Source organism: Syntrophorhabdales bacterium (genome assembly GCA_035541455.1).
Lineage (GTDB): Bacteria > Desulfobacterota > Syntrophorhabdia > Syntrophorhabdales > WCHB1-27 > JADGQN01.
Genome location: DATKNH010000039.1, coordinates 1 through 26,653 on the forward strand (window position 1 = coordinate 1; position 26,653 = coordinate 26,653).

Annotated in this window: 21 protein-coding genes; 8 read left to right on the forward strand and 13 right to left on the reverse strand. The window is 53.9% G+C overall.

Features of this window, described 5'->3' with window-relative positions:
- The 5 genes from VMT71_04250 to VMT71_04270 all read right to left on the reverse strand — a co-directional run.
- Window positions 1-794: TRAP transporter substrate-binding protein (locus VMT71_04250; protein ID HVN23155.1), on the reverse strand; the 794-nt coding region annotated here is incomplete at its 3' end.
- A 213-nt stretch (window positions 795-1,007) separates the two neighbouring features.
- Window positions 1,008-1,745, reverse strand: coding sequence for an FCD domain-containing protein (locus VMT71_04255; GenBank protein HVN23156.1), 738 nt, complete (start codon window positions 1,743-1,745; stop codon window positions 1,008-1,010).
- A 43-nt stretch (window positions 1,746-1,788) separates the two neighbouring features.
- Window positions 1,789-2,664, reverse strand: coding sequence for an NrfD/PsrC family molybdoenzyme membrane anchor subunit (gene nrfD / locus VMT71_04260; GenBank protein HVN23157.1), 876 nt, complete (start codon window positions 2,662-2,664; stop codon window positions 1,789-1,791).
- A 336-nt stretch (window positions 2,665-3,000) separates the two neighbouring features.
- On the reverse strand, window positions 3,001-3,654 hold the full coding sequence (locus VMT71_04265) for a 4Fe-4S dicluster domain-containing protein (protein HVN23158.1): 654 nt from the start codon (window positions 3,652-3,654) through the stop codon (window positions 3,001-3,003).
- A gap of 15 nt (window positions 3,655-3,669) precedes the next feature.
- Window positions 3,670-6,279, reverse strand: coding sequence for a molybdopterin-dependent oxidoreductase (locus VMT71_04270; protein ID HVN23159.1), 2,610 nt, complete (start codon window positions 6,277-6,279; stop codon window positions 3,670-3,672).
- A 297-nt stretch (window positions 6,280-6,576) separates the two neighbouring features.
- Between VMT71_04270 and VMT71_04275 the strand changes: the two genes are divergently transcribed.
- Entirely contained in the window at window positions 6,577-7,770 is a 1,194-nt protein-coding gene (locus VMT71_04275) for a Xaa-Pro peptidase family protein (GenBank protein ID HVN23160.1), read from the forward strand.
- 23 nt (window positions 7,771-7,793) lie between these two features.
- Window positions 7,794-8,618: a DUF364 domain-containing protein gene (locus tag VMT71_04280; protein ID HVN23161.1), complete on the forward strand. Its 825-nt coding sequence runs from the start codon at window positions 7,794-7,796 to the stop codon at window positions 8,616-8,618.
- Between the two features lie 239 nt (window positions 8,619-8,857).
- Here the strand turns inward: VMT71_04280 and VMT71_04285 are convergent, their stop codons facing one another.
- The 6 genes from VMT71_04285 to VMT71_04310 form a co-directional block, all read right to left on the reverse strand.
- On the reverse strand, window positions 8,858-9,370 hold the full coding sequence (locus VMT71_04285; protein HVN23162.1) for an Hsp20/alpha crystallin family protein: 513 nt from the start codon (window positions 9,368-9,370) through the stop codon (window positions 8,858-8,860).
- Window positions 9,371-9,389: 19 nt separating this feature from the next.
- Complete coding sequence (locus VMT71_04290; protein HVN23163.1) at window positions 9,390-9,785, reverse strand: Hsp20/alpha crystallin family protein; 396 nt, start codon at window positions 9,783-9,785, stop codon at window positions 9,390-9,392.
- Window positions 9,786-9,797: 12 nt separating this feature from the next.
- On the reverse strand, window positions 9,798-10,244 hold the full coding sequence (locus tag VMT71_04295; protein HVN23164.1) for an Hsp20/alpha crystallin family protein: 447 nt from the start codon (window positions 10,242-10,244) through the stop codon (window positions 9,798-9,800).
- Window positions 10,245-10,453: 209 nt separating this feature from the next.
- Window positions 10,454-11,914 (reverse strand): cytochrome c family protein, encoded by a 1,461-nt coding sequence (locus VMT71_04300; protein HVN23165.1) that lies wholly within the window; start codon window positions 11,912-11,914, stop codon window positions 10,454-10,456.
- Window positions 11,915-11,939: 25 nt separating this feature from the next.
- Window positions 11,940-12,377, reverse strand: a complete 438-nt coding sequence (locus VMT71_04305) for an Rrf2 family transcriptional regulator (GenBank protein HVN23166.1) — start codon at window positions 12,375-12,377, stop codon at window positions 11,940-11,942.
- Between the two features lie 5 nt (window positions 12,378-12,382).
- On the reverse strand, window positions 12,383-12,802 hold the full coding sequence (locus VMT71_04310; GenBank protein HVN23167.1) for a ferritin family protein: 420 nt from the start codon (window positions 12,800-12,802) through the stop codon (window positions 12,383-12,385).
- Window positions 12,803-13,195: 393 nt separating this feature from the next.
- Between VMT71_04310 and VMT71_04315 the strand changes: the two genes are divergently transcribed.
- A complete protein-coding gene (locus VMT71_04315) occupies window positions 13,196-14,083 on the forward strand; it encodes a PfkB family carbohydrate kinase (protein ID HVN23168.1) in 888 nt (295 codons plus the stop codon).
- Window positions 14,084-14,138: 55 nt separating this feature from the next.
- Here VMT71_04315 and VMT71_04320 read toward each other — a convergent pair whose 3' ends face one another.
- A complete protein-coding gene (locus tag VMT71_04320; GenBank protein HVN23169.1) occupies window positions 14,139-14,663 on the reverse strand; it encodes a putative metallopeptidase in 525 nt (174 codons plus the stop codon).
- A 207-nt stretch (window positions 14,664-14,870) separates the two neighbouring features.
- Here VMT71_04320 and VMT71_04325 point away from each other — a divergent pair, with 207 nt between their 5' ends.
- The 4 genes from VMT71_04325 to VMT71_04340 all read left to right on the forward strand — a co-directional run bounded on the left by VMT71_04325 (window position 14,871) and on the right by VMT71_04340 (window position 19,361).
- Entirely contained in the window at window positions 14,871-15,089 is a 219-nt protein-coding gene (locus tag VMT71_04325) for a hypothetical protein (GenBank protein HVN23170.1), read from the forward strand.
- A 354-nt stretch (window positions 15,090-15,443) separates the two neighbouring features.
- The gene (locus tag VMT71_04330; GenBank protein HVN23171.1) at window positions 15,444-16,082 is read left to right on the forward strand and encodes a (2Fe-2S)-binding protein; all 639 of its coding nucleotides are present in this window, start codon (window positions 15,444-15,446) and stop codon (window positions 16,080-16,082) included.
- Window positions 16,082-18,385: a xanthine dehydrogenase family protein molybdopterin-binding subunit gene (locus tag VMT71_04335; GenBank protein ID HVN23172.1), complete on the forward strand. Its 2,304-nt coding sequence runs from the start codon at window positions 16,082-16,084 to the stop codon at window positions 18,383-18,385. The genes VMT71_04330 and VMT71_04335 overlap by 1 nt, the downstream gene beginning before the upstream one ends.
- 4 nt (window positions 18,386-18,389) lie before the next feature.
- On the forward strand, window positions 18,390-19,361 hold the full coding sequence (locus VMT71_04340; GenBank protein ID HVN23173.1) for a xanthine dehydrogenase family protein subunit M: 972 nt from the start codon (window positions 18,390-18,392) through the stop codon (window positions 19,359-19,361).
- Here VMT71_04340 and VMT71_04345 read toward each other — a convergent pair.
- Window positions 19,358-19,882 carry a ferritin family protein gene (locus tag VMT71_04345; protein ID HVN23174.1) on the reverse strand — a complete coding sequence of 175 codons (525 nt, stop codon included), beginning with the start codon at window positions 19,880-19,882 and terminating at the stop codon, window positions 19,358-19,360. The genes VMT71_04340 and VMT71_04345 overlap by 4 nt on opposite strands.
- Window positions 19,883-20,156: 274 nt before the next feature.
- Between VMT71_04345 and VMT71_04350 the strand changes: the two genes are divergently transcribed.
- Entirely contained in the window at window positions 20,157-26,651 is a 6,495-nt protein-coding gene (locus tag VMT71_04350; GenBank protein ID HVN23175.1) for a chemotaxis protein CheB, read from the forward strand.
- Window positions 26,652-26,653: the final 2 nt, after the last annotated feature.

The window sequence follows — 26,653 nt, forward strand, 5'->3', positions numbered from 1 at the left end:
GAGAGAGATATGATTTTGTTGCCCAGCTTAAGGGCAAAATTCCGGCCGCTGAGATCGTAATTCTCCTGCACCTTCCCTATCCTCTCGACCCATTCATCATTCATCTGTTCGATGATCTTTTGATTCTCAGGCGTTATTGAATTCCACGTCTTTTTGTTCATGACCACGAAAAAGATCGTGGTATAGGCGGTACCAAAATTCTCGGTCGTGTACTTGACCACTTCACCCCATTTGAATCCTTCCAGAGATGCAATCGGCGCGGTTGATCCGTCCGCAACGCCCTTACTGAGCGCATCATACGTGTCACCCATGGGCATGGCCACTGGCGTTGCCCCCAGGGCGGTCACTATCTTGGCGCCGAGTCCCGTGGTCCTGATCTTCATCCCCCTTAAGTCCTCCAGCGTTCTCACCGGCTTCTTTGTGTGAAACAACTGTGGACCCGTCCCATGAAAGAACATGACCTTCACATCGTCCAACTCTTTCGGGTGAAACTTTTTATAGACGGCATTGCTCAGCTTTGTGGCGGACATCGCGCTTTTATAGCCTAATGGCAGATCTGTTACCTCCATCAAAGGAAACCTGCCCCGTGTGTAACTGAGTGCTGAAGACCCCATGGTCGAGATCCCTTTGACCACACCGTCGTAACACTTGTCCGCGGGAGTGAGTGTGGCGCCCGGGAACATGACCACTGTCACTCCTCCCTTAGTTCTTTTCTCTGCCTCTTTTCCCCATTCGGCAAGGTTTTCAGTCACTGGATGACCGACAGGCCAGAAGTGAGAAAAGGTAAGTTTCACAGGTTTTGTTTGAGCTATCGAAGAATGGACTAAAAAAACACACAGAATGCATGTAGCACACAGGACCAAAACTACCCGGCTTCCCGCTTTCATGGCGTACCCCCTTTTTTTTTACGTTTTCTTGTTTGCAAGAAACCACATTGATGTACGTGAGAACCCTGGGTATATTCACCCCCTCTGTTGTACTGAAAACTCTTTCCTTGCCATACCTCCCTAAATATTCTTGTCCTTGCGGGCCTGCGCTCTCAAATACTTCTTTCTCAGACGATTGTTCAAATCCTGGATATGCATTTTGTTAACCCGCTTAGCCTTTTCCAGGTCGCCGAATTCGAGGAGATCCACGATTTCTTTGTGAGCCTTGAATGCATTTTCACTGATTTTTTTATCCGGCGTTATCTTGAGCATCATGTACCGCATCAGTTCGTTTATTGAGCGCAAGGTATCAGTCAAAATATAGTTTCCTGCTATTTTCGTGAGCATGACATGAAAGTTCCAGTTCTCGTCAATTCTTTTCTTTTCGTCTCCCAGCCGCGAGAACTCCTCTGCCCTTTGTATCGACCCTCGCAGCATTTGGAAGTCCTTTTTTCTTGCTTTCTGCCCGACCATTTCGATAATAATCGATTCGATCCAGAACCTTGCTTCCGCAAGTTGATCAATAGTGATGTTTCCGAGCTTCAGGTGATCAGAAAGACATTCCTTCAGTCTCTGCGGGGCGTCTGCTTTCTTTATAAAAGCCCCTCCCTTGGTTCCCTGTTTTATTACGACGAGACCTGACAGCTCCAATATTCGTAAAGCTTCTCTTACCGTAACGCGGCTGACCCCCAGCTCTTTTGCCAATCCTATTTCAGCGGGCAACTTGTCGCCCGGCTTTAACTTGTCCGACTCGATGGCTCCTTTAATCTCGTCGACAACTCTCTCAAAGACTCTTTTTCCTTTGACGTTATTGAACATGTGTCCGCCCCGTCATATGATTGATAACCTCTCTCATCGAGTTCTAGGCTCCAGGCATCGGCACCAGTGGATTGTAGTAGCCGGCCTTCAGTATGAGGTACCTCAAGATCAGATCGCCAATCAGTTCGAACACCACGGAAAAATATAAGAGGGTGACTGGAATTCCACTGATGCCTAAGACAAGGCTCGTGATGATTACCCCTATCGGCAGTACTATGCCAAACAAAATTACCCCTACCCAAAAAAGAGGCCACCATTTCCCTTTGACTATTTCACTGACCGAGGTCCTTCCCGCTGCCAAGCCATACCTGGCAGTTATGAGATACGTTGGAAAAATGATAATGAACGCTGCAAGCAGAATTTTGATGAGATCTTCGAGCATGGCATTCCCCGGCCCACCTCTCTGCAGCTCGACCACCGCACTCAGTTCAGCGCCGCCCCATAGCCCTGCAACCGTGTAAAGCACCGGCAACAGTGCCGAATTCCAGAGCGGAATGCCGCGAATGTAGCTCATTGCAAATCCGCCATAGATGATTGCCAGGAAAGCCAGAACATTGGTCACTACGAGCAGGACAACATTGGAGGCGGCCCAGAGAGACAAAGCCATATGAATGAAGCCTAACGTAAGAAAGCCGGTTACGAAGAGCAAGCCTCGAGAAATCCAGGACGTCTGTGGCCTGAGAATCATTCGATAGAATCTGAACGGATGCCCTAGGTAGACGAGATGAAACCCACCGCCTAAGACTGCACACATCAGCCAGCCAATGAATTCCCCGAAAAGATTTCCAAACAATGAAGAAACCAGGAAGGTCGCTGCGCCAAGCTCGATGAAGAAAAAGGCGATCCAGAAGAGGATTCCGCGGCCATCTATCCATTCGGTCTGAGGTGTGGGCTTTACCATCCATTCATAGGCCTTCATAGCTCCGTCCTCCTCTTGAATCATCGGGAACTGTCAAGATAATCAACTTTGGAACTACTTTTCGATCGCAGATAAAGTCGGATGAAAACCGAGATAAAAGCGGATAGTCATTCTTGGACCGGAGCTGTGATAAAGCGACATCTCGGGTCAACCTGCACACCTCCGGTGGGGGAAACAGGTCCTCGCCCGCCGCACGGCGGTAGGGTGTGGACAGCATTGGTGCAGTATCACAATGCTGGACACGAGCAACTCCATCCGTTTTCATCTCTTCTGTTCTTATCTGCGTGCATCTGTGACAAAAATTCTTTGTCCTTTTCATAAGTCTCTTGACGTGCCCTATCGTAGAATGTAGTAAACAGAAGGGTCTGTGCCGAATTCCGGATGAAACTGTGATGCCTTCTTCTCTTTCATCAGGAGAGTAATTTCGCTATTCGGATCATTGAGGTCACCGAAGTAACGCGCTTTAGCCGGACAGGCAATAACGCACGCCGGAGTCGCCTCGCGATCCACGCCGGGCACCAAGCCTTTTTTTATCCCGCTATCAATCCTTTCAATGCAAAAGTTGCACTTGAGCACACTCCCCTCCTGATGAGGGTATAACTCTCTGCCGATTATCTCCAATGGGGTAAGACCCTGACCAGGGAAATATTCTCTCTTGTCGTCGGCGTAATAGGTTCTTGCCTGGTAGGGACAGGCCAGTACACAATATCTGCATCCCGCACATTTATCCGAATCAACGGTTACTATGCCGTCCTCCCTCTGCACCGTAGCCCCGGTGGGGCATGCCTTCACGCACGCCGCATCTTCGCAGTGATTGCAGAGCACAGGATACGCCACCTTTGAGATCGCGGCGTGGTGGCCTGTTTCACCGACCACCACCCTACCCCAGAAGATTCCCGGCGGCAAGAAGTGTTCTTGTTTACAGGCTAGGACGCAGGCGTAACAGCCTACGCATTTTTGCAGATTTATCACCATCCCCCAGCGAGCCATTGCGCAGACTCCTTTCTAATCTATTTTTCTCATTTTGATCCTTACTGCAGTCTCCATGTTAAAACTGACAGGGTCACAATGTTTCATGTCCAATTCCAGCAGTATGTCGAAATTCACGCCTTTACCCTTGGCGATGGGCATGCCTTTCGCCCAGTGGCCGGCACATGCCGCAATGCCCACTGCTTTCCTGTGTATGCCGGTCAACACCTTAAGCGGTCCCTCCACTTTGCGGCCTGTTTCGGTTTCCAATTCCACCAGGTCTCCGTCCTTCAGGCCCTTTTCTTTTGCGGTTTCGCTGTGCATCACGATGTTATAGGTATACGGGTTCATATGGGAGAGTTCGTCCAACCAGGGCTGCTCCATGGTGTGCGAGCCTGTATGGATGATATCACGATACGAGAAGCAGTACAGGTCATAGGCAGGATCCTTCGCGCGATGGACCGAACAGGGTGTCCATGAAATGAACGGGGTGTACTGAGCAGTATCAAGATCGATGCCGAGTTTACCGGTGATCTCCCTTGTCTTCTCACCTATGTCGATCAAGTGCTCGAAATAGATCGGTGTTCTGCAGTCGGTGAAACACCTCCAGTAGGCTTCTTCTACCCTCTTGGGCCAGGTGATGAATCCATGCTTCTTAAACCATTCCCAGTCATGCTCAGGACCAAAAAGACTCTTTACCACCCTGTCGCACATCTCCAGTCGCGTGATTTTCTCACCCGGTTTGACCTTGTATTCATCACTGAGACTGTACGCCTCATTCATGACCCCCATTAGCTGATCCCGTCTGCCTACCCTGTCCACCAATTCCCATAGAACATCCGGGAAATCTCTGCGTTCGTACATCGGATCTACGACAGGTTGGGTAATGTGATACGCCCAGTCATCTTTGGCGAAGGGCAGACTGAACCCCATACCCGAGCCTGCGAAACAATCAGTTTGCTCTAGATAACAGGTATCGGGCAGGAGTATATCGGCAAAGCCTTCTGCGAGTTCTGTTGAGAAGAGTTCGGAGACAACAATGAACGGTATCCTTTTGAGCGTTTCGGCAACGATCTCCCTGTTCGCTATGCTCAAAATGGTATTCGCGCCATAGGAAATCATCATTTCAATGCCACCCTTCAATCCGATCTTCTGCCACATCTCTTCCTGGTCGGACGAGGCAAGGAATGGTGAATGAAACATGGTCGCGAAGATATCATGGAGCGCCGGATCATCACCCCGAAACTCAGGCATTTTTGGGGGCCACGGCGCTCCACCACTCCACGCGAAGGTAGGCCCGAACCGATCAACCGTGAGCATGCCATCTTTGCCCCTGCCGATGTGCATAGCCGGTTTCCCGGTCGTGGGGAAACCGAATGATTGTGGTGTCCATCCGACTGTGCCGCCCGGCACGTCTGCTGCGCCGACTATCTGATTGAGGAGAGCGACTGCACCACACGTGTGGTAGGAATTTTCGTGGCCCTCTCCCCCTCGAAAGAGAACCGCTGAAACGGGCCTGTAGGGGAGATTATGACCATCGATGGTTATCGTACTTCCGATGCTGGCCGCTTGTGCAAACTCAGTAGCGATACGCCGGATGCTTGCTGCAGGAACATCACTCACCTTGGAAGCCATCTCAGGGGTATACTTTTTGAGGTGCTCTTTTACCAGTTGAAAAACCGGATGACATTTCTTCCCTTCGACGTCGTATTCCCCCTCCAGGGCAAAGTCGCCAATGGCGGTATCGTCATACTGCTTGGCTTTCGCCGCAACAGAATCCCACACGAGCGGCTCTCCGCTTGTTACATCCCGTACATACCGGCCATCTTGCCTTACAAGGTAAGGGGCATTTGTTTTCCACTTTAAAAACGTTTCATCATAGATCCTCAGATCATTCACGATCACGTTGCACATTGCCAATATAACGGCCCCATCCGTACCGGGGACTATGGGGAACCATTCCGTAGCCTTGCTGCTCGCAAAGTTACGCATCGGATCAAAGGCGACAAATTTCGTGCCCTGTGTTCGCGCCTCCGCAGCAAGCCTGATACATGTCGCTGCCGAGTGCCCCGAGCCACCACCCTTGTTAGCGCCGAAGTAGATCGCATACTTGCAGTACTTGAAATCAGGAACGATCGACCACGATCCGTGCACCATGCCTGCAACCAGATGCGCCCCTGCGCCGCAATGCAGGCCTCCGCCGCCCACAAAGCTGACCGGAGGGCCGAGGGTCCTCATAATGGGACGACTGTTGCCCCTCAGGTACGGTGCGCGGCAGGTGGTGGTCTGGTAGAAAAGCCTCTTCGGGTCTTTTTCTATGACGGCCTTAAGTTTGGTCGCAATCTCATCGAGGGCCTCATCCCACGTGATCTCTTTCCATTCGGGGTCAGCAAAGAGGCCTTTCTCAGGATTTGTCCTTTTCAGCGGAACGTTTAGACGATTAGGATCATACAGGACGTGGAGTCCGGACAGACCTTTGGCGCACGTTCCACCACGGCTGCCCTGTGTGGAGAGTGGCTGTCCCTCTATCTTGACTGCTACCCCGTTCACGCGGCGCACGCGTATTCCACAGGAACCGTAGCACCTGCCGCAGACCGTGGGTATCCAGGTATCTTCGTGCACTTGTTTTTGGCGCAATCCGTCCATTGTTCCTCCTTTCAACTTCTGCTCTCTCTTTGCAACGATAATAAGGTTAGGCGTCCTGCAATCCCCTTTTCGCCTATATGTCTGACATTTATACATTAGTGTGCTCAGCTGTCAAGATGTCTTTATTGACATAATCGGCGTAGCTCTGCACCTTAGAGTTAAGCATCCGTCCCTCATTTTCACGTCCCTCATTTTCCTTGACAACTATTCGACCCAAAGTATAGAAATGAGCAACCAGGTAAAGACGTTTTCGACGTGCGGGAACAATATCTGCGTGCATAATAAGGAGGAGCTATCATGGAAAACCCAAGAGAGCGGCTGACACCGACGGTGTCCGATGCCGAACTTGAGCGAAGATGGAAAGCGGCCCGTGACGTTATGCGTGAGCACAAGATCGACTATCTCCTCATGCGGCAGGATGAGGAGTTCCTGGGCGGGTACATACGATGGTTCAGCGATTTTCCGGCAAGAGAAAGTTATCCGTTCACGGTAATTTTTCCCCTCGACGACGGGATGACCACGATCGCCTGCGGCAACTATCCCCCGAGCGAGTACTTTCCTCCGCAATGGGCTGCGCGTGGCATTAAACAGAGATTGGGCGCGCCTTATTTCCCGTCGATGTATTACACAGGCACCATGGATGCGGAACTGGCCGTCGGCGTTTTAAAGGCAAAAAAACGCGCCACAATAGGCCTCGTCGGCAGAACGTCTATCCCCATTACATTTTATGAATATGTAAGAAAACACCTGCCGGGCTATAAGTTCGTCGATGCAACCGACTACATCGATAATCTCAAAGCGGTCAAGAGTCCGGAGGAGATCGGATTTATCAAAGAGACAGCCAGACTGCAGGATGAGGCTATGGAGCACGTCCGAAAATCTATCCGCCCGGGACTCAGGGATTGGGAGGTATTCGTCGAAGCGCAGTATGCGATGGCGAAACGAGGCAGCACGCGACAATTGATTCTTGTCGGCTCGAACCCCAAGGGCGTTGTCATCAGATGGCAGGTTCGCCACTTCCAGAACAGGATTATCAGGGAGGGGGACCAGATTAACGTGCTGATCGAAACCAACGGCCCTGGTGGTTTTTATACTGAGATAGGCAGAGTCTTTTCTCTAGGCAAGCCGGCGCAGGCGCTCGTAGATGCGATGGGATGCTGCATAGAAGCGCAGCAAGCGTCCTTAAGCGTTCTGAAGCCGGGGGCAGATCCAGGGGAGCTGTGGGAAATGAACAACGAATTTCTTCAGAAGAGAGGTTATCTTCCCGAGCGCCGGCTTTACGCCCACGGCCAGGGTTACGATCTCGTGGAAAGACCGGCCATCAGACCTGACGAACCGATGAAGATCAAGGCCGGGATGAATTTGACCGTCCACCCGTGGGCTATTAACAGTGAGGCGTGGGCCGTTGTCACGGACAATTATCTCGTTACCGAAACCGGTGTCAGCGAATGCCTGCACAAAACCCAAAAAGAGGTTATTGTTATTGATTAGCGGATATGGGCGGGATGTGAGAGATGACCATTATCGAAGAGCTCATCAGGACGATGAAATCAACATTCCGGAGGAGAGATATTGTCGTTGAGGATATCCGCATGGGAGTCTTTTATACGGCAGTCAAACTTTGCACGGGAGATGCCGGCGTTGCGTTCACCCCTAGAGACCTGGCAGACACGGTCTGCTGCCCCCGCTCTGCAGCCAAAATGCCTGCTTCCGGAAGGCTAAAAGGAAAGAAAGCACTGGAGTTGATCAACCTTGCCGAGAGTGATAACAGTCTGCAACGCTCAATCGGCATAGCGGTCGTCAATGCGCTTTCGGCCGCACTGATAAAGGAACAAGGCATAAGGGGCGCCCGCGTAAAGAAGGGTGCCGACGCACTGGACGTGGTGGAAATCGAAGACCGTGACAGACTCGTCATGATAGGAGCGTTCGTTCCTTTCATCAAAAAACTGAAGGGTAGGACGAATGCACTGTGTATCATAGATAAACATCCTCAGGCACTGAAAGAGGATGAGCGTCACTTCTGGCGCAGCCCCGCATCCATGAAAGGCGTAGTGAGAAAGGCTGACGTCGTGATCATAACAGGTTCCTCGATGGTCGAGGGCGGCCTGGATGAGATTCTTGCTGCGTGCACAATCGCAAGAGAGATTATACTGGCCGGTCCCACGGCCAGCATGTGGCCGGATCCCTTCTTTAAAAGAGGCGTCACTGTGATGGCCGGAATCTCCATCAACGATGCGGACAAGCTGCTGCAGGTCGTGAGTGAGGGCGGGTCGGGTTATTTTTTCACCGGTTTCGCCCGAAAGATAGCCGTCGTCCGGGACAAGCGGTCGGACGTGTAGGTTACCGATAAATCCCAATTCCTCGCCCTCTTCTTCCTTACCCTCCGCACGAAACACTATCTGGAGAGGAGGCCATGCAATAATCTATCTTATTGTGATACATTAATGCACTATAATATAGCAATATATAATATTTCAGTGTTTTACAGATGTTTTTGGATTAGCAGGGTATGTCTTTGCAGGATACGGTTGCCCGGAAGGCAGAGAGGGCTTCTGGGCCCCCTCTGCTGTATCTTGCGCTACTTTGAGTTTACAGAGATCTTTTTCGTCTCTTCAATCGCCTTGGCCGTTTTTGGCAGCGTGATGTCGAGCACGCCCTTCTTAAACGTAGCCTCTGCCTTGTCCGTATCCACCTCTACGGGCAAAGGGATCGTACGCGTAAATGAGCCATAGGTGCGTTCCATCCGGTAAAAATCTTTCCCTTTCTCTTCTGCCTCTCCCTTCTTTTCGCCTTTAATGGTCAGCGCCTCCCGGGTGAGGGAGAGATCTATATCCTTTTCTTCCATGCCCGGTAATTCAGCCGATACCTTAATCTCCTTTTCGGTTTCAGACACATCAACGCGGGGAGTGAACGCCGGGACAGAACTACCCTCCAGCGGTGCCCATGACGAAAGGCCAAATCCGCCGAAAAAGTTATCAAAGAGCCTATTCATCTCCCGCTGAAAGGACGCAAAAGGATGCTCCGACTCACGCCTCATATCAACCTGCGTTCCCGGTGTGCCTTTGTTTGCGACTTCCTTCTTTGTTGCCATACTGCACCTCCCTTACCTTCTAGCCGGCCTTTACGGTTATCTTCCTGGTTTGCGCTACTTTTGCCTTGGGCAGAACGAGTCTCAACACGCCCGTTTTGACCTTCGCCTCTATCTTTTCCCGATCGATCTCGTTGGAGATTGTAAAGCTGCGCTGGTAATCACCGATCCCGTACTCCGCATGCAGCAACTCGTGCTTCTCCGGGACCTCCGGCTCCACCCTTGCGTAGATGGTCAGCACGTCCTTCTCGAGGGTTATATCCACGTTAGACTCATCCGCCCCCGGGATATCGGCAAAAACAATAATCGCATCCTCCTTCTCCAGTATATCAACGTCCGGCGTGTAGACGGTCGTCGAACGGGTACGCTCTACCTGAGCCTGCTCCTTATCCTGTATCTCTTTTGCCCCTTCTGCCATGAAAACACCTCCTTACGCCGATTTTACCGTTATTTTCCTGGGTTTCTCTGCCTCCGATCTGGGCAGCCTTATTGTAAGGATGCCTTTGGCAAACCGCGCCTCGACCTTGCCTGCCTCGATCGTGAAGGGCAGTTCAATCGCCTTGCTGAATTTCCCGTACCAGCGTTCCCTCCGGTGGTATGACTCGCCTTCTTTGGCGCTCTCCGGCTCCCTGGAGCCGCGCACCGTGAGCGTGGATCCCGACACTGCTATGTCGATCGACTCAGGCTCGATACCCGGTATCTCGGTCGTCACAACTGCCTGGTCGGGCGTACCCCAAATGTTGAACGCGGGAAACTCGCTTGATGAGGGGTAAGCATATCGGGACAGCATCCGATTCATTTCCTTCTCCATGCGCTCCAGGTCCGTCCACGGAGAAGGCGCTCCTCCAAATCTCCCAAGGCCTGTGGTCCACAACATGTTTCTGTTCCTCCTTCAACCGATCGTCTTATTCTACCGCACGAAGCGGCTGGATCCTGATCTTCTGTTCAGATCAGCCCCACATGTAAAAATATTGTCATCGTGAAAAATAGAGTCAAGGCCCCTTGACCGTAGAGACGAGCGGAAGGGGAGAGATTCCGGTCTCGGACCGCCGGAGTCTCTCCCAAGGCGAAGGAGTGTGCCTGTTACTACTTTATGTAACTGAAGGAAGTCTGCTTGACTACCATGTCCACTACGGGCAGGGCAGGTACCGCGGTGAGACCGTACACCTCCTTGAGATTGATATCCTCGGGTACGGACGCGAGCAGCGCCTCTGCAATGCCCTGGTCCGCCTGGCGGTAGCGAAGCTTCGCATCAAGGGTGATTTTCTTGCTCCCCCGCGGAACGCCTATGGCGTAGAACACATCTTTGTAGCCTTTCGGGGGGATGGTGTCGTGCCGGGAGAATGAAGTCACAACCCACGGGTCAACGGCGAAGTGGAAATCCTTCCCCATCCCGTCGGAGTTTAGTACGCGGGTATTTTCCACCAGATGCCCTTTTGCGTCAATGGTTCCGCTGGTTGCAATGACTTTGCCTTTTTCATCTTTGGCAGTTATTTCCAGCCACATCTGGCGGACATTGGTGAGAGACGTAGGGAGGTTATGGCCAGCGCGAAGGTTCTTAACCCGGACTTTGACCTCTGTCAACTTTCCATTCTGATAGACGGGAGAAACTTCCAGGTCAGCCGCGGCCTGAAGACGCTTCACCGCCATCTCGTACTTTTCCTTGAGCAGGGCCGCCTTCTTTTCGTCCCCGGCTTTTTTTGCCGCCCCTGATGCCAGGTAGTAGAGGAGATAGTTGGCACCATTGAAGTAGTGACGGTATTCCTTGCGGTCAGGCTTACGGAACTCATCCGCAGCGCGCATAAAAGCCGCCAGATCTACCATGTGGCAATCCTGGCAAAGAATCTCTTTCTGAGCGTACGCGCCGTGCTTCCATTCCAGATAGGTTGCCTCCAGGGGGAAGTGGTCCTCATAGTGGTAGACCTGGTGGCATCCGGCGCAGAGATCTGCACGCAGATGCAATGAGCTTTCAGCACATTCGTGGAAACCCCCACCGCAGTCAGCCGAAGGTTTGGCCGGACCGCGCTTGACGAGTTTCGGCCCGCTGGCGGTGTCAACACCCGGCGTCAGAATCAGCGATCCGTTTTCGGGCTCGTGCGAAGGCGTCAGCCAATGCGTGACACCGCTCACAGAGTGGCAGATGTCACAGGAGACACCAGCTAGGGCCAAGGGACTGAGGCCTGAGAGGCCCGGCTTTTTAATCTCCCCGGTGACCATCCCGGCCGGGGAGTGGCAGCCTTCGCACTGACGGGTAACATCCTTCCCCACAGCCTTGACGGCCCGGTTCAACTCTCCCTGGTAGACAGGATCCTGAAAAGACAGCGCATGCATCGATCCGCTCCACTCTTCGTACTGCCTGGCATGGCAGCCGGCACATTCTTCCGGTGCAGTGAAGTTGGCTGTCGATTTATTCCACGTAAACAGAGACGGATAGTAAGGGTAGAGGTCCCTGTCCACATCAAACACTTTGGATGCGGCAAAAGCAGTCCCGGCCAACAGCAGCAAACCCGGAAGGATAGACCAGATAATCATTCTCCTCTGTTTCATGGGGCTCTCCTCGATCGCGTTAATATCACTTGAGGCGACCGCCCCTCTTAGGGGTCGAATCGCGTCGCTTTCTTGCCAGTTTGGCAAACGTCTCGCTCTTTAATCTCTTCTCTACCTGCCTCTTCAGGTCTACCCAGACCGGGTGAACGACGCACGTGCTGCTCAGGCTGCATCTCCGCTTATCGACGGCGCATTCGTTCGCCGCCGAAACCCCCTGCACGGCTTCTATCACCTCGAGAAGGTTAATCTGGTCCGGCTTCCTGGCGAGCTCATACCCCCCGCTGATCCCCTGCGTCGATCTCACAATTCCCTTCCTCGAAAGAGCCTGCAGAATTTTCGAAAGGAAGCTCACCGGTATGGCCATGGATTTCGAAACTTCCTTTACGTTGACAACACGTCCCTCCTCCCTCGACAGCAGGAGGACGCATCTCACGGCATAATCCGCCTTTCGCGTGATGTACATGTCGCTTACTTGAAGAATCTCCCAAGGAAGCCCTTTAACATCATTGCGTGGCGCGCTTCATCCCTGGATGATTCATTGAAAAGGTCCTGCGCTTCATCAACCTTTACCTCTCGCGCCTTGATGGCCGATTCGTGCTTTCCCTTGTTCGCCCCCATCTCTCCGTTGAGCATCTTCTCCAGATTCTCTTTTGTATTCCCCGATATGAGGCCGTTCAGCTCCGCATACCGTGCCGCATGTTCAGCCTCCTCCCAGGCAATCCTCTTGAGACCCTCCGCGATCTCCGCATAACCTTCGCGCTGGGCCTGCCGCGCCATCGCGAGATACAGACCTACTTCCTGGGTCTCCCCACGAAAATTTGCCATAACAGCCTCTTCAACGGCCGTCCCTTTAGCCACGCCAAGCTTGTTCACATTTGTCAGCTCCATAGTCTTTCCTCCTTTAAATAGGACTATTTTAGTCCAATTTTACCTTTGGGACAGAACCTTGTCAAGGGATTTTTGCTTTTAGGGTGTCGACGGAGCTGTCGATGCAGGAAATCGAAAACGGGTTCCCGAGCAGCTTGCAGCTTTTTTAGTATTAATTAGGCGCTACTATATACTTTTTAGCATACATTATATGATACTAATGGCTTTACTAACACACAGATAGGTGTCAGAAGGGCGCGCCCCGCACTATCTTTCGGGCCTGACGCAACTGTTGCTGTTAGCTTACATTTGCTATATTTCGTATTATATATGTATTGTATCGACGCTTCTCCTTGCACTTCGACTGACGCCGTGAGAAAATGTGCGAATGACGAATGGAGAGCAAAACCTTACATGAAGCCCTACGATCTGGTGTTTGTCGGCCATGTAACCTTCGATGACATCGAGGCGCATGAAGGATCCTCCAGAGACGTGCCCGGAGGTGCGCCCCTCTTCGGCGCAATCGCTGCTGCGCCGTCCGGTAAGAGTGTTGCCGTCATTACGCGAATATCGAAAAGCGATGAGCAGATTCTCGGTCCGCTGCGCGCAGCAGGCATAGATGTCTTTGTGCAGCCTGCCACCGAGACCACACACATGCGGGTGGTCCATCCTACCGGCAACATGGATGAACGGGTCATGTACCAGACCCGCAACGCCGGCTTCTTCCTTCTTGACGAGATGCCGCCCCTTGATCCCTGCCTGGTGCACCTGGGCGCCCTGACCGACCAGGAATTCAGTCTGGAGTTTATGCAGGAATTGAAGCAACGCTCCTTCAGGCTGTCTGTGGATATGCAGAGTTTTGTGCGCCAGGTCGACACAACGACACGGATGATTCGCTTTGCTGATGTACCGGCAAAAAAAGATATCGTCTGTCTGGTCGATTTTGTCAAGCTCGACGTGGTCGAAGGGGAGATACTCACAGGCACGAATGATTTAGCCAGAGCAGCAACCATTCTCGAGAACTGGGGAAGCCGCGAGACCCTCATCACCCGTTCTGACGGAGCTCTTGTGCGCCATCATGGGCAGACCCTCTTTGAAAAGTATGTCAACCGGAGCGCTCACGGGAGAACGGGTCGCGGCGACACCACCATGGGAGCATATCTGGCGTGGAGAATAGATCACGATGTGCACGAATCCCTGAGATTTGCAGTGGCCCTGGCGTCCATAAAGATGGAAACCCCCGGCCCCTTCAGGGGAGCGCTCGACGACGTCCTCGCCCTAATGGAGCGGTCATCGTCATAGTTTGCAATGCCACTCGCCACAAAAGACCTCATCCGATACATACGCAGAACATCCCTCAGGCATTCCTGGCGGCTCTGTTCTTGCCTTTCTTCTGCTTCGCCCTTTTCTCCCTTGCTTCTTCCTTTTCCTGTTCGTACATATCGGTCACCATTGTGGCCGCCTTCTGGCGCCACTTCGGATCATCTTTATTAAGCTCTATCTCCTCGTAGAAGTCGTTCACCGTGTGGTCGATCAGCTTATACGGATTGTCCTCCGAATCTATATCATAGTAGGTGTGGCGAAGCTCATGGCGCAGCAGTCTCACTTTGTCTTTGTCGGCGAGCGCCTCCCATCCTTTTTTGTCGATGGTGATAATGTAATCGTAGCCTTCCGCAGAACCCGCTTCCTCCTTGGTGAGATGCCGGATAAGATGATTGGTCTTCACGATCCGGCCGAGAACGATCTGTCCTCCCGACATGCGCTTCTTCAAGTCAAAGAGCGCCACAATTTTTGCGTTCTTCAGTTCACCAAAGTGGTCGGCAAGAACTTTGTGGAGCAGTTTCGTTACTTCACTCGTTACCTCTTCATACCTCAGTGCCATGCTCTCCCTTCTCCTTTGTCAATGTTATCTGTCTTGTTTTCCGTGGGTGATTGCGTACCGTGAGACTCTGCAAGTAGCCCGACCGAGGTAATTACTTATCACGACCCACCTCGTAAGTCCAGCCTGTGAACACGAATCGGAATAAATCCCTTGACACCCGAAAAAGAATTGGGTTTAGTTTAGGAACATTTGCCGGGAGGTGGCATCGTGACTGATCTTCATCTGCTCATTGAAAGGTATAAGAAGAACATAACCCAGCTTGAGGCCCAAATTGCAGATCTCAGGCGCAAGCTGGATGTTGTAACGGAAGCCTCGCGTTTGCTGGAGGAAGAGGGACTGCTGGCACCCGCTGCTGACACTTCCGACTATGCATCATGCTGCAACCTGTCGGGTCCGGAAGAGCCGTTTATACGGAACAGGGGATAAATTTCAGCATAACCACATCTGCTGGTCATTGACGGCAAGGGGCCGGATCTTTCTGTCGTTCCCGCCGTTCCCGCTATCTCTGCACCTTGTGCTTGATTCTTCTTCATTGTGACCCACCCGCTAGCCGCATTCTCACTTAATCTATCCCTGGGGCTCGCGTCGCCCCCTCCTGCGGCAAAGCCGCCCGAGCCTCCCCTCCACCCTTCAACCGCTGCGCGGCTGCGGCTACCCGGTCGCCGTGCTCGCACGAATAGATTTCCGCAGGTAAGTCCGTGAAATCTATTCGTGCAAAAGCTTGACAATCGGTGCCTGAAAGCAAACAATGGTTATAGAACTGCTTTTCGGAGGAACAACATGAAAAAGAAAGACACACCCGACGAGGATATAACAAAGCGGGGCCTGACGCGCAGGCAGTTTCTCACCACCATGGGTGTGGGCACTGCCGCCGTTGCTGTGTCCGGCTCACGTCCTGGTCACGCCGCGGAAGAAGAGGCTGTCATCAAGGCGGGCGAGATGACCAGGATCACCCTGAATATTAACGGGCGGCGTCACCGACTTATGGTCGAGCCTCGATGGTCCCTGCTCTTCCTCCTTCGCGAACGACTCGGACTGACCGGCACTAAAGTGGGCTGCGAGCGGGGCGAGTGCGGCGCCTGCACTGTGCTGATCAACGACGTACCGCGGTACGCCTGTCTGACCCTCGCGGTAGAAGCCGAGGGCGCAAGAATAACCACCGTCGAAGGTCTCATGAAAGGTGAAGAGTTGGGACCGGTGCAGCAGGCTTTCCTGGAAGAGGATGCCTTCCAGTGCGGCTACTGCACGCCAGGGCAGATCATGACAATCGAAGGACTTCTTCGCACAAAGCCTGACCCTGCCGTCGACGAGATCAGAACGGCTATGGGCGGCAATCTCTGCAGGTGCGGCACGTACACGCACATTCTTAACGCAGCGAAACGCGCCGCCGCCTTGAAGCGCAAGGCAGGAGGTGCGTGATGAGCGAAGAGATGCGCAAATCAGATCCGCCAAGACCCTGGGGCACCACCACGATCATTGGCAAACGCATACCGCGTGTTGATGCTTACGAACGCGTGAGCGGTTCTGCCGTATATCCTTCGGATGTCACTTTCCCGGATATGCTTTACGGAGCGGTCCTCCGCTGCCCGTGGCCTAACGCCCGCGTTGTGAGCGTAGACACAAGCGACGCCGAGAAGGTGGAAGGTGTATACGCAGTGATTTCCGGTCGGACTCCTGAGGCAGATATTCTGTGGCCCTACTCCAAAGAGATATCCATGAAACTCTTTGATCCCGTCTGTCGTTATGAGGGCGAGCCCGTTGCAGCCGTTGCGGCCGCAACTCCCTACCAGGCCTGGGATGCTGCCCTCGCTGTAAAGGCACAATACGAACGACTGCCCTTCCTGGCGGATGAGCGCAAAGCGCTCGACGATGGGGCGCCGCGGGTGCATGAGATCGGCAACCGCGTCACCCCGATCCAGACCTACGAGAGGGGAAATATCGAGAGAGGTTTCGCCGAAGCCGATGTCGTGCTGGAAGAGACGTACAGGACAGAGTGCGAGATCCACACGCCCATGGAGTTGCACGGATGCGTGGCCAAATGGGAACGCGACCGCCTCACTATCTGGGAATCAACGCAGGGTGTGTATGCCGTTCAGTCGAAGGTGGCTGAGGTTCTTGGGCTTCCGCTCTCCAAGGTCCGGGTCATAGGCCATTACATGGGGGGAGCCTTCGGCAGCAAGCTGCAGCCGGGGAAGTACACCATCATAGCCGCGCTGCTGGCAAAGATCACGGCACGGCCGGTCAAACTCTTTCTCACAAGGGAAGAAACATTCCTGGCTGTTGGAAATCGTCCTCCTGCGAATATGCGAATCAGGGCTGGAGTAAAGAGGGACGGCCGGCTCACAGCGCTTCATTTTTCGGACCTCGGGACAGGAGGCGCCTATCCGGCCGGCGGCACAGCATTTGTGGATTGGCTGGCTAAAGACCTTTATGCATGCCCAAACGTTAAGACAGAATTGAGCGACGTGTATATAAACGCGGGTCCTTCGCGCCCCTTCCGTGCTCCCGGCCATCCGCAGGGCGCCTGGGCTCTCGAGCAGATGATGGATGCACTGGCCGAGGCGATCAAGATGGACCCTGTGGAAATGCGACTCAAGAACATCCCTCTGCACAGCCAGGCGCGCCAGGGCAATCCACCCTACACGACCACAGGATTGAGGGAGTGCCTTGTTGAAGGAGCAAAGGCCTTCAAGTGGCAGGAAGCGCGACAAAGAGCAAAAGAAAGCAGGCACCACAGTCACCTGTGCAGAGGTGTTGGGGCGGCCAGCGCCTTATGGGTGGTGGGCTCTGGACGGCCGCCTTCTACTGTGCTTGTGAAGCTCTTTGCCGACGGCAGCGCCAATCTGAACATGGGCGCCAGCGACATCGGCACCGGCACTAAGACGGTTATGGCCATGGTGGTGGCAGAGGAATTGGGTGTGAAACCCGAAGCCATCCAGATCGAGAATGCGGATACAGGCACCACCCAGTACGCGACGCCAAGCGGCGGAAGCAAGACCGTGCCTACGGAAGCGCCGGCTGTAAGAGCAGCTTCTCTGTCGGTCAAGGAGCAGCTGCTTGCCTTGGCCGCGCAGGACCTTAAAACAGAGGCCTCTGCGCTCGCGCTGAGAGACGGCGAAATCATCTCTGCTGCAGATTCGTCAAAAAGGATAAAGATCAGCGATGTGACCGGGCTCAAGGAACAGGGAGTGCTGGTAGGCATCGGTTACCGTGGGCCGAATCCCGCAGATAAAATAACGTGCCCTTTTTCCGCACAGTTCTGCGAAGTGGAGGTAGATACCAAGACTGGAGAGGTGAAGATACTGCGTTTCCTGGGTACCAACGAGAGCGGGAGGGTGATGGACGCATTGACCTACGATAATCAGGTGTTCGGCGGGATCACCATGGGGATCGGCCTCGCAATGACAGAAGCACGCGTCCTCGACGTCGCGCAGACAGGAAAGATGCTCAACCGCAACTGGCATGACTACAAGATCCCGACGGCGCTCGACGTGCCGCCGGAGATGGTCTCGGTGCCTCTGAATCTGCCTGATGCCGAAGCCAACACCACGGGTGCCAAGGGACTGGGTGAACCGGTCACGATCCCCACTGCGGCCGCTGTAGCCAATGCTATTTACAATGCCACCGGCGTGCGTGTCACCACCTCATGCATGACACCCGTGCACTTGTGTGAACTCTTTGCCAGAACCAAACAGACCGGTAAAGAGAAAAAGGAGGGGTAAGAGTATGCTGCCCGCTTTTGACTATGTCCGTCCGAAATCCTTACCAGATGTTTTCAAGTACCTCAGCCGCGGCGCGAGAGTGCAGGCTGGAGGCACCGACCTTTTGGGGTGCCTCCGCGACCGCGTCTTTCAAGTGTCTGCGGTCGTGAGCCTGAGCAACGTAAAGGAACTGCGAGGCATAACAGAGACAGGGAGCGGTCTGCGCATCGGCGCGCTCACAACTATCAGCGAGATTGCTGCGAGCCAGGTCATCCGCAGTCAGTACCCTGCTCTGGCACAGGCAGCCATGGAAGTCGCAAGTCCCCAGTTGAGAAATCAGGGAACGGTAGGCGGCAATCTCTGCCAGAAGCCCCGCTGCTGGTATTACCGCGGCGAGTTTCAGTGCCTGCGCAAGGGCGGGCAAACCTGTTTTGCCGTTGTGGGAGAAAACCAGTATCACTGCATACTCGGCGGCGATGGCTGCTACATCGTGCATCCTTCGGACACTGCGCCGGCGTTGATAGCGCTGGGCGCAACACTACGTGTTGCGGGAGCAGCAGGAACAAGGGAAGTGGCGATCGAAGAGTTTTTCGTGCCTCCCGCAAAGGATCCAACGCGTGAGACAATACTGGAGCCTGGAGAGATCATCACCGACATCCTCCTGGCGCCACCACAAAAAGGTCTGCGCAGTTCTTACCGCAAAGTGAGGGCGCGGCGCTCGTGGGACTTTGCCCTGGCGAGTCTCGCTCTTGCGGTCTCGCTCACCGGAGGACGGGTAACGACCGCGAGAGTCTTACTGGGAGGCGCCGCACCCGTGCCCTGGCGCTCCAGGGAGACCGAGGAACTGATCACCGGCAAACAACTCGATGCCGCTACTATCGAAAAAGCAGCTCGGACAGCAATCAACAAGGCTCAGCCCATGGAGCACAACGAGTATAAACTGGCCCTCTTCCGAGGGCTTATCGAGGAACAATTGCAGGCGATACGTGCTACCTAGCCGCCATCAACGTTGAGCCGCTCGGCCTTGCGGAACCAGGAGGCCGGATCGACGAAGTATTCCTCAACCTCTTTGAGTGAGAGGTAATGCTCCCGCTCGATTTTGGAGAGGAGATCAAAAAAGGCTTTTTCTTTTGCTGCAGTCACCTGGTTGCGCAGGTCTTCATAAAATTTCGCGCCTTTTTCCTCAAACCCTATGGCTGTCCTGACCGCCTCCAGATCGTCAGCGTCTTTTTCCTCGCCGGTGTCAACGCTGTTAATGACCTCCACCAGCACATCCTTTATGAGCGTGTCCCCAACAATAAGGGGCAGGTCATCGGGCCACTTGCCAGCCTTTTTCCACTCAGCAGACAGCCTTTTCAGCCGCTCGTAATGCTCCAGTTCTTCATCGCCGATCTGCTGGAACATGCGTTTGCCGACAGGATTCCTGGTCCGTTGCGCGTTCTTCAGGTAGAATTCCCGCTCCCGCATCTCGTTGGTAAGAGCGACCTCTATCGCCTCTATCTTTCCCCTGTTATCCATAGTGTTCTCCTTTTTCGGTTGCCGGCAAACCTGACGCGGCAGGAATCTAAAAGTAGTATATAGCTTGCCTTTTCCTCACGCAAGACATTACGTGCTGACACAAAGACACCGATGCAGCCCAAACAGGGTCCGAGCAGGCTTTCCGTACAAGGATCCACTGTGTGCAAATCACGAAAGAATTGATGGTATACTAAGGTCTGTTGTCTGGGGCCCGGATGATGCTGTCGAACTATTGCACGTGCTGTCTCACTGTTCTGCTGCCGGCAGAGGACACATGAAATCGGATACAAGCGCTACCAAACCTCGCAAACCTTTCCCTGTCGTGGGCATAGGCGCCTCGGCAGGAGGTATGGAAGCACTCGAGGCATTTCTTAGCGTACTTCCAAAAAAATTCGGCGTTGCAATTATCTTTCTCCAACACCTCTCGCCAAAGCATAAGAATCTTATGCCTGAATTGCTTCGCAGGCGAAAGACCGACCTTCAGATCGATGAAATAGAAGACGGAATGGAGATCGCTGCGGGAAGGCTTTATCTCTGCCCTCCGGCAAAGGAGATCAGGATCCGGGATGGCGTGTTCCGGATAGCCTCCCGCATCCACCAGCACGTGCATCTTCCCATCGACGAATTCTTCGTTTCTCTCGCGGAAGACGTGGGCGAGCGCGCCATTGCCGTGATTCTATCCGGCGCCGGAACGGATGGTGCGCGGGGAGTGCAGGCAGTGAGAAGCGCTGGCGGAAGCGTGTTCGTTCAGGATCCGGCCAGCGCAGAATTCCCGGCAATGCCCCTTGCAGCAATCAACACAGGGCGGACGGATGCGGTGCTTCCGCCGCAGGACATCGCTCGCGAAATACTGAAGTTTCGAGATTACGGCGTACCCCCTGTTTCTCCGGAGGCCCTGGGCACCCATCTCGACTTTGACCTTTTGTACCAACTGATCTACGAAAAAACCGGATACCGCTTCAACTATTATAAACAGGGCGTCGTTGCACGAAGGATCAAGCGGCGCATGTCCTTGCTCGGCATTTCGTCAGCCAAAGATTACCTGGACGCGCTGGAGCGCAAGGACAGCGAGACAACGGGACTCGCATCAGATCTCATGATCGGCGTCACCTCCTTTTTCAGGGATAAGCTCGCATGGAAAGCCTTACATCTGGATGTCACACGAAAGCTCGTGGTACAGGAGACTACGGACCCCATCCGCATCTGGACTCCTGCCTGCGCAACAGGAGAAGAACCCTATTCAATCGCAATGATGCTGCACGATGAACTGGCCCGTGCGGGCAAGAAGAGAGAACTGCAGATCTTCGCCACGGACGTAAATGACCGGGCACTGGAAGTGGCGCGAGAGGGCATGTACCCGGCAACAATCGCGGCTGACCTTCCTTCCGGTTACGCAAAGAAGTTCTTCATCCCCGCGGAGAATGGACAATCTCTTACGGTTAACAAGGAGATACGGCAGCACGTGCTTTTTGCCAAGCATGATCTGCTGTCCGATCCTCCTTTCTCCCGTCTCGACCTCGTTATCTGTCGCAACCTCCTCATTTATCTGGAGACCGAAGCGCAGGAAAGATGTATTTCTCTCTTTCACTATGCTCTAAAGGAAGGAGGAGCTCTCTTTCTCGGAGGGGCAGAGTCGCCCGGCAGAGAGAACTCCCTCTTCGTAGCCCTTCCGCACAAGAAATGCCGCATCTACCGAAAAGAAGGAGAAAAGCAGTCGGTGAGGATGCCTATAGCGGTACCTTATGCCGCGGAGCGTCAGCAATCCCGACAGGCGAAACAACCGCTGCCCAAAGACCGCGAAAAATCGGCCACCCAGTCAATTCAGGAAGCTCTGCTCGAAGAACACGCACCTCCTGCTGTAGCAATCAACCGGCACTATGAAATCATTTACCACAACGGACCGACGCACAGGTACTTGCATCAGCCCCGTGGGGTGCCAACGCAGAATCTTTTGGAGTTCGTCCCGAGCGGTTTGCGAAACAGGTTACGAAGCGCGATCTACAGGGCGGCCCAAGAAGAAAAACCAGTGCTGATCAGGGCCGGCATGCAGGTGGAGGAAAAAGAGAAGAAAAAGCGGGTCATTTTTCGCGTCTCGAGAGTACTTGAAGATCTCTTTCTCATTGTATTCGAGGAGGAAGGGCGGGTCGCGCCGAGGAAAGAGGCAACGCTGCTGGAAGCCGCTGCGATCGAAGAAAGCGCCATGCGGCAACTCGAAAGCGAGCTTTCTGCAACGCGCGATGACCTGCAGAGCCACATCGAGCAGCTGAAGGGCCTGAACGAAGAACTTCACTCCTCCAACGAGGAACTCCAGGCCGCCAACGAAGAGTTTGAGACCTCGCGTGAGGAGCTCCAATCGCTCAACGAAGAGCTGATAACCGTCAATTCGCAGCTCCAGACCAAAATCGAGGAAGAAGAAACGACAAACAATGACCTGAATAATTTTCTGGCAAGCGCGAACATCCCCACCATCTTCCTCAACCAGCAGTTCAGGGTCAAGCGCTTCACGCCGGCTATGTCAAAGCTCGTCAAGCTGATCCCCGGAGATGTAGGACGGCCGATCGTAGATATGTCTCTGGAGAATCTGGGACCCGATCTTATCGCCGACGCGACAGCAGTCCTTGATCGTCTTACCCCTGTCAAGAAAGAGATGCACATTAACGGCTCCTGGTACATCCGCAGCACCCTCCCCTACCGGACAGCAGACAATCGTATCGAGGGGGTGGTGATCACCTACGCGGACATCACCGAGCGTAAGCACGCGGAAGAAGCCCTGCGTGAAAATGAGCGCAGATACCGCGAACTGGTACAGAATGCCAATAGCGCAATCATTCGATGGAGACGTGACGGTACTATCACCTTCTTTAACGAGTACGCTCAGTCTTTCTTCGGCTACAGCGCCGAAGAGGCACTCGGCAAGAACGTGCATATGCTGCTGCCTCAAAAAGAATCCACAGGGGCCGACTTGAGCTCCCTCGTCCGCGACATGGTAATACATCCCGATCGCTATGTTAACAACATCAACGAGAACATCCGGCGCGACGGCACGCGGGTCTGGATGGCCTGGACGAACAAGGCAATATTCGATAACAACGGACAGGTCGCGGAAATACTAGCGGTAGGAACCGACATCACGGAGCGTAAGCGTGCGGAAGAAGCACTGCGTGAAAGCGAGCAACGCGTGAGAGTGAAGCTGGAGAGCATTTTATCCCCCGAAGGGGACATAGGCAACCTGGATCTTGCCGACATCATTGATGTCCCGGAAATCCAGTCGCTTATGGATGATTTCTACAAGCTCGCTCACATCCCCATGGCTATTCTTGATATCAAAGGCAAGGTCCTGGTGGGCGCGGGATGGCAGGACATCTGCACACACTTTCACCGGGCCCAACCCGAAAGCTGCGCGAATTGCATTGAGAGCGATACATTGCTCTCTGCAGGCATCCCAACCGGAGAATCAAGACTCTACAAGTGCAAGAATAATATGTGGGACATAGCAACGCCTATCATGGTGGGTGGCCAGCATGTTGGTAATGTCTTTTCAGGGCAGTTCTTTTTTGAGGACGAGGTGCCGGACCATGAACTTTTCAGGGAACAGGCGAGAAAATACGGCTTCGATGAAGAAGCGTATGTTGCGGCGCTGGATCGCGTTCCCCGATTGAGTAAGGAGTCGATCAAAACGGGCATGACTTTTTTCGCCAAGCTCTCCCGCATCCTTTCGCAACTGAGCTACAGCAATATCAAGCTGGCCCGCACGCTGACACAAACCGACTCATTGATGGAAGCTACACGACGCCTCGCACAGTTTCCGGAACAAAACCCCAATCCCGTGCTCCGTATGACCCTTGATGGCACGCTCCTGTATGCCAACCCACCGGCGCGGGATTTACTGGATGCCATGTCGGAAGACACGGATGGGTCACTGCCTCAATCGATCCTTGCCTTCGCGGCAGAGGCAGCCGCGCAGAAACAAGACCTGGAGACAGAACTTCCGGACAGGCGAGGACGGACATTCTGGATCGGCGCTGCCCAACCCTCGGGCGAAACCTATGTCAATCTTTATGCCACAAATATTACGGAGCGCAAGCAGAAGGAGGAACTGGTGCTCCGGCTTTCACGCGTTTATGCAGTACTGAGCCGCGTAAACGAAACGATTGTCAGAACGCGAGATACGCAATCGCTCTTTTCCAAGGTGTGCCGGGTTGCTGCAGAAGAGGGAAAGTTTCCGCTCGTCTGGATCGGGATGGTGGAGGGACAACGGGTGACCCCGGCAGTATGCTTTGGTCCGGCGAGCGACTATCTGAAAGAAATAAAGGTCGAGACCGAGGGCGAATTCAGCCAGGGGCCGACCGCTACTTGCATAAGAGAAAAGAGGCCCGTGGTCAATGATGACTTTGCCAGCGAGCCGTCCGTAATGCCATGGAGTGAAGCCGCGGAACGTTACGGCTTCCGCTCTTCAGCCTCATTCCCGATATTCCGTGGTGGCATGGCTGTCGGGGCTCTCACCCTCTACGCTTTTGAGCCCAAAGCCTTTGATGCAGAACAGATCCGCCTGCTTAATGCGCTCAGCGCCGACCTGTCGTACGCTCTCGATGCTCTTGACCAAGAGCAGCTCCGTCTTCAGGCGGAACAGGCTCTGCGCGAGAGTGAAGAGCGCTTCAGGAACATGTTCGAACGTCATAAAGCAGTCATGGTGCTGGTCGAACCGGAGACTGGCAAGATAGTTGACGTGAATGATGCTGCGGTCGCGTTTTACGGATATCCGCATGAGACGCTGCGCACGATGCACATACAGGAAATCAACCAGTTACCACCCGAAGAGGTGGCTGTCAGGATGAAGAAGGCGGCGGCAGAACAGAGAGGCCATTTCGTCTTCCCGCACCGCCTGGCTGACGGCCGGTTACGCTGGGTGGATGTCTACTCCTCGCCTTTTGTGGCCCAGGGCAGCACAATGCTCTTCTCCGTGATCCACGATATTACCGAGCGCAAGCAGGCAGAGGAAGCCCTCGAGAAGAACCTCGAGCGACTCGACATCATATCGAGTACAGCGGGCCAACTCCTCACGAGCAAGGAACCGCAGAAGATCGTTGAGGCCCTGTGCCGCAGGGTCATGGAGCATCTCGACTGCCAGGCCTTCTTCAATTTCCTTGTTGACGAGGAGAGAAACTGCCTCAGGCTCAACGCGTATGCCGGCATACCCGAGGAGGCTGCCAGGGAGATTCATTTCCTCGACTTCGGCGTTGCTGTTTGCGGATGTGCGGCCCGTGATGCCTGTCGCATTGTGGCGGAAAACATCCTCACCACCCCCGATATCCGGACCGAGCTTGTAAAATCCTTTGGAATACAAGCCTACGCGTGTCACCCACTCCTCGCCCAGGGACAGGTCATAGGAACCCTTTCCTTCGGCACCAAGTCCCGCCTGACGTTTGCTGAAGACGAGCTTTCCCTGATGAAGACCGTGGCAGACCAGGTTGCGACCGCCATGGAACGGATGCAACTCCTTCAGGCAGCAGAAGAGAAGGCCGACGAGCTCGAGAAACGAGTCGAGGAGCGGACAGCAGAGGTCATGCAAGCCTGTAAGAACCTTGAAATGGAAATAGCCGTGCGGGCGACGGTTGAGGATCAGCTCCGCCAGGCGCACAAAATGGAGGCGATAGGCACCCTCGCAGGAGGCATCGCCCACGATTTCAACAACATTCTCGCCATCATCATCGGCAACGCGGAGCTGGCTATCGATGATATCCCGGAAACTGTGGGAGCGCACCGCAACCTTCAACAGATCTTCAAGGCGGGAATACGGGGAAGAAATCTCGTGCGGCAGATTCTCACGTTCAGCCGAAAGACAGAACATGAACGCAAACCCCTTGCCCTCTTGCTGCTCATCAAAGAGACGTTTGAGCTCTTGCGGGCATCGCTGCCCACCACCATTCGCATAACGCTCGATCAGAAGGCCTCAGACGATGTAGTGCTGGCCGATGCAACACAGCTACAACAAGTCCTTATGAACTTGTGCAAGAATGCAGCCGACGCCATGGAGGGCGGGGAAGGCCGCCTCGATGTGAGCCTGACAGAAACCACATTCACCGATCAGACGCTTATGCCGGAGTCGGAGATGAAGCCCGGTCGGTATTTGGCCCTTGCCATCAGTGACACTGGACGCGGGATGGACGACGAAGTAAAGAAGAAGCTCTTTGAACCCTTCTTCACCACCAAGGAAAAAGGTCAGGGGACCGGGATGGGCCTTGCCGTTGTCTACGGTATTGTAAAAGCTCATTACGGAGCGATCACGGTCTCCAGCGAACCGGGCAAGGGCTCCACGTTCACGATCTACCTGCCCCGTTATGAATCGCACGAGAGATCGGAACAGACGCAAGGCAGACTCACTCTGGGGGACAACCAAAGAATCCTCTTTGTCGACGACGAAGAGGATCTCGTGGAACTGGGGGAGTATATGCTGAAGCGGCTTGGGTACCAAGTCGTCGGCACAACAGACAGCGCCGACGCACTCAACGCCTTCGAAAAGGATCCACGGGCCTTTGATCTGGTGATTACCGACCAGACCATGCCGAATCTGACCGGCGCGCTGCTCACAAAAAGGATTAAGGCGATCCGTCCGGATATTCCGATCATTCTATGCACCGGCCACAATGAAATGATCTCGCCCGAAGAAGCACGTTCGATTGGTATTGCGGCTTATCTTGCAAAGCCGCTATCGAAAGTGGAGCTGGCAGAGACAGTACGCCGCGCTCTCGACGAAAACGGCGCCGGTTAAAC

Coding starts and splice junctions, on each gene's coding strand:
- VMT71_04255 (HVN23156.1), bottom strand. CDS start 1,745: ATGTTCAATAACGTCAAAGGAAAAAGAGTCTTTGAGAGAGTTGTCGAC.
- nrfD (HVN23157.1), bottom strand. CDS start 2,664: ATGAAGGCCTATGAATGGATGGTAAAGCCCACACCTCAGACCGAATGG.
- VMT71_04265 (HVN23158.1), bottom strand. CDS start 3,654: ATGGCTCGCTGGGGGATGGTGATAAATCTGCAAAAATGCGTAGGCTGT.
- VMT71_04270 (HVN23159.1), bottom strand. CDS start 6,279: ATGGACGGATTGCGCCAAAAACAAGTGCACGAAGATACCTGGATACCC.
- VMT71_04275 (HVN23160.1), top strand. CDS start 6,577: ATGGAAAACCCAAGAGAGCGGCTGACACCGACGGTGTCCGATGCCGAA.
- VMT71_04280 (HVN23161.1), top strand. CDS start 7,794: ATGACCATTATCGAAGAGCTCATCAGGACGATGAAATCAACATTCCGG.
- VMT71_04285 (HVN23162.1), bottom strand. CDS start 9,370: ATGGCAACAAAGAAGGAAGTCGCAAACAAAGGCACACCGGGAACGCAG.
- VMT71_04290 (HVN23163.1), bottom strand. CDS start 9,785: ATGGCAGAAGGGGCAAAAGAGATACAGGATAAGGAGCAGGCTCAGGTA.
- VMT71_04295 (HVN23164.1), bottom strand. CDS start 10,244: ATGTTGTGGACCACAGGCCTTGGGAGATTTGGAGGAGCGCCTTCTCCG.
- VMT71_04300 (HVN23165.1), bottom strand. CDS start 11,914: ATGAAACAGAGGAGAATGATTATCTGGTCTATCCTTCCGGGTTTGCTG.
- VMT71_04305 (HVN23166.1), bottom strand. CDS start 12,377: ATGTACATCACGCGAAAGGCGGATTATGCCGTGAGATGCGTCCTCCTG.
- VMT71_04310 (HVN23167.1), bottom strand. CDS start 12,802: ATGGAGCTGACAAATGTGAACAAGCTTGGCGTGGCTAAAGGGACGGCC.
- VMT71_04315 (HVN23168.1), top strand. CDS start 13,196: ATGAAGCCCTACGATCTGGTGTTTGTCGGCCATGTAACCTTCGATGAC.
- VMT71_04320 (HVN23169.1), bottom strand. CDS start 14,663: ATGGCACTGAGGTATGAAGAGGTAACGAGTGAAGTAACGAAACTGCTC.
- VMT71_04330 (HVN23171.1), top strand. CDS start 15,444: ATGAAAAAGAAAGACACACCCGACGAGGATATAACAAAGCGGGGCCTG.
- VMT71_04335 (HVN23172.1), top strand. CDS start 16,082: ATGAGCGAAGAGATGCGCAAATCAGATCCGCCAAGACCCTGGGGCACC.
- VMT71_04340 (HVN23173.1), top strand. CDS start 18,390: ATGCTGCCCGCTTTTGACTATGTCCGTCCGAAATCCTTACCAGATGTT.
- VMT71_04345 (HVN23174.1), bottom strand. CDS start 19,882: ATGGATAACAGGGGAAAGATAGAGGCGATAGAGGTCGCTCTTACCAAC.
- VMT71_04350 (HVN23175.1), top strand. CDS start 20,157: ATGAAATCGGATACAAGCGCTACCAAACCTCGCAAACCTTTCCCTGTC.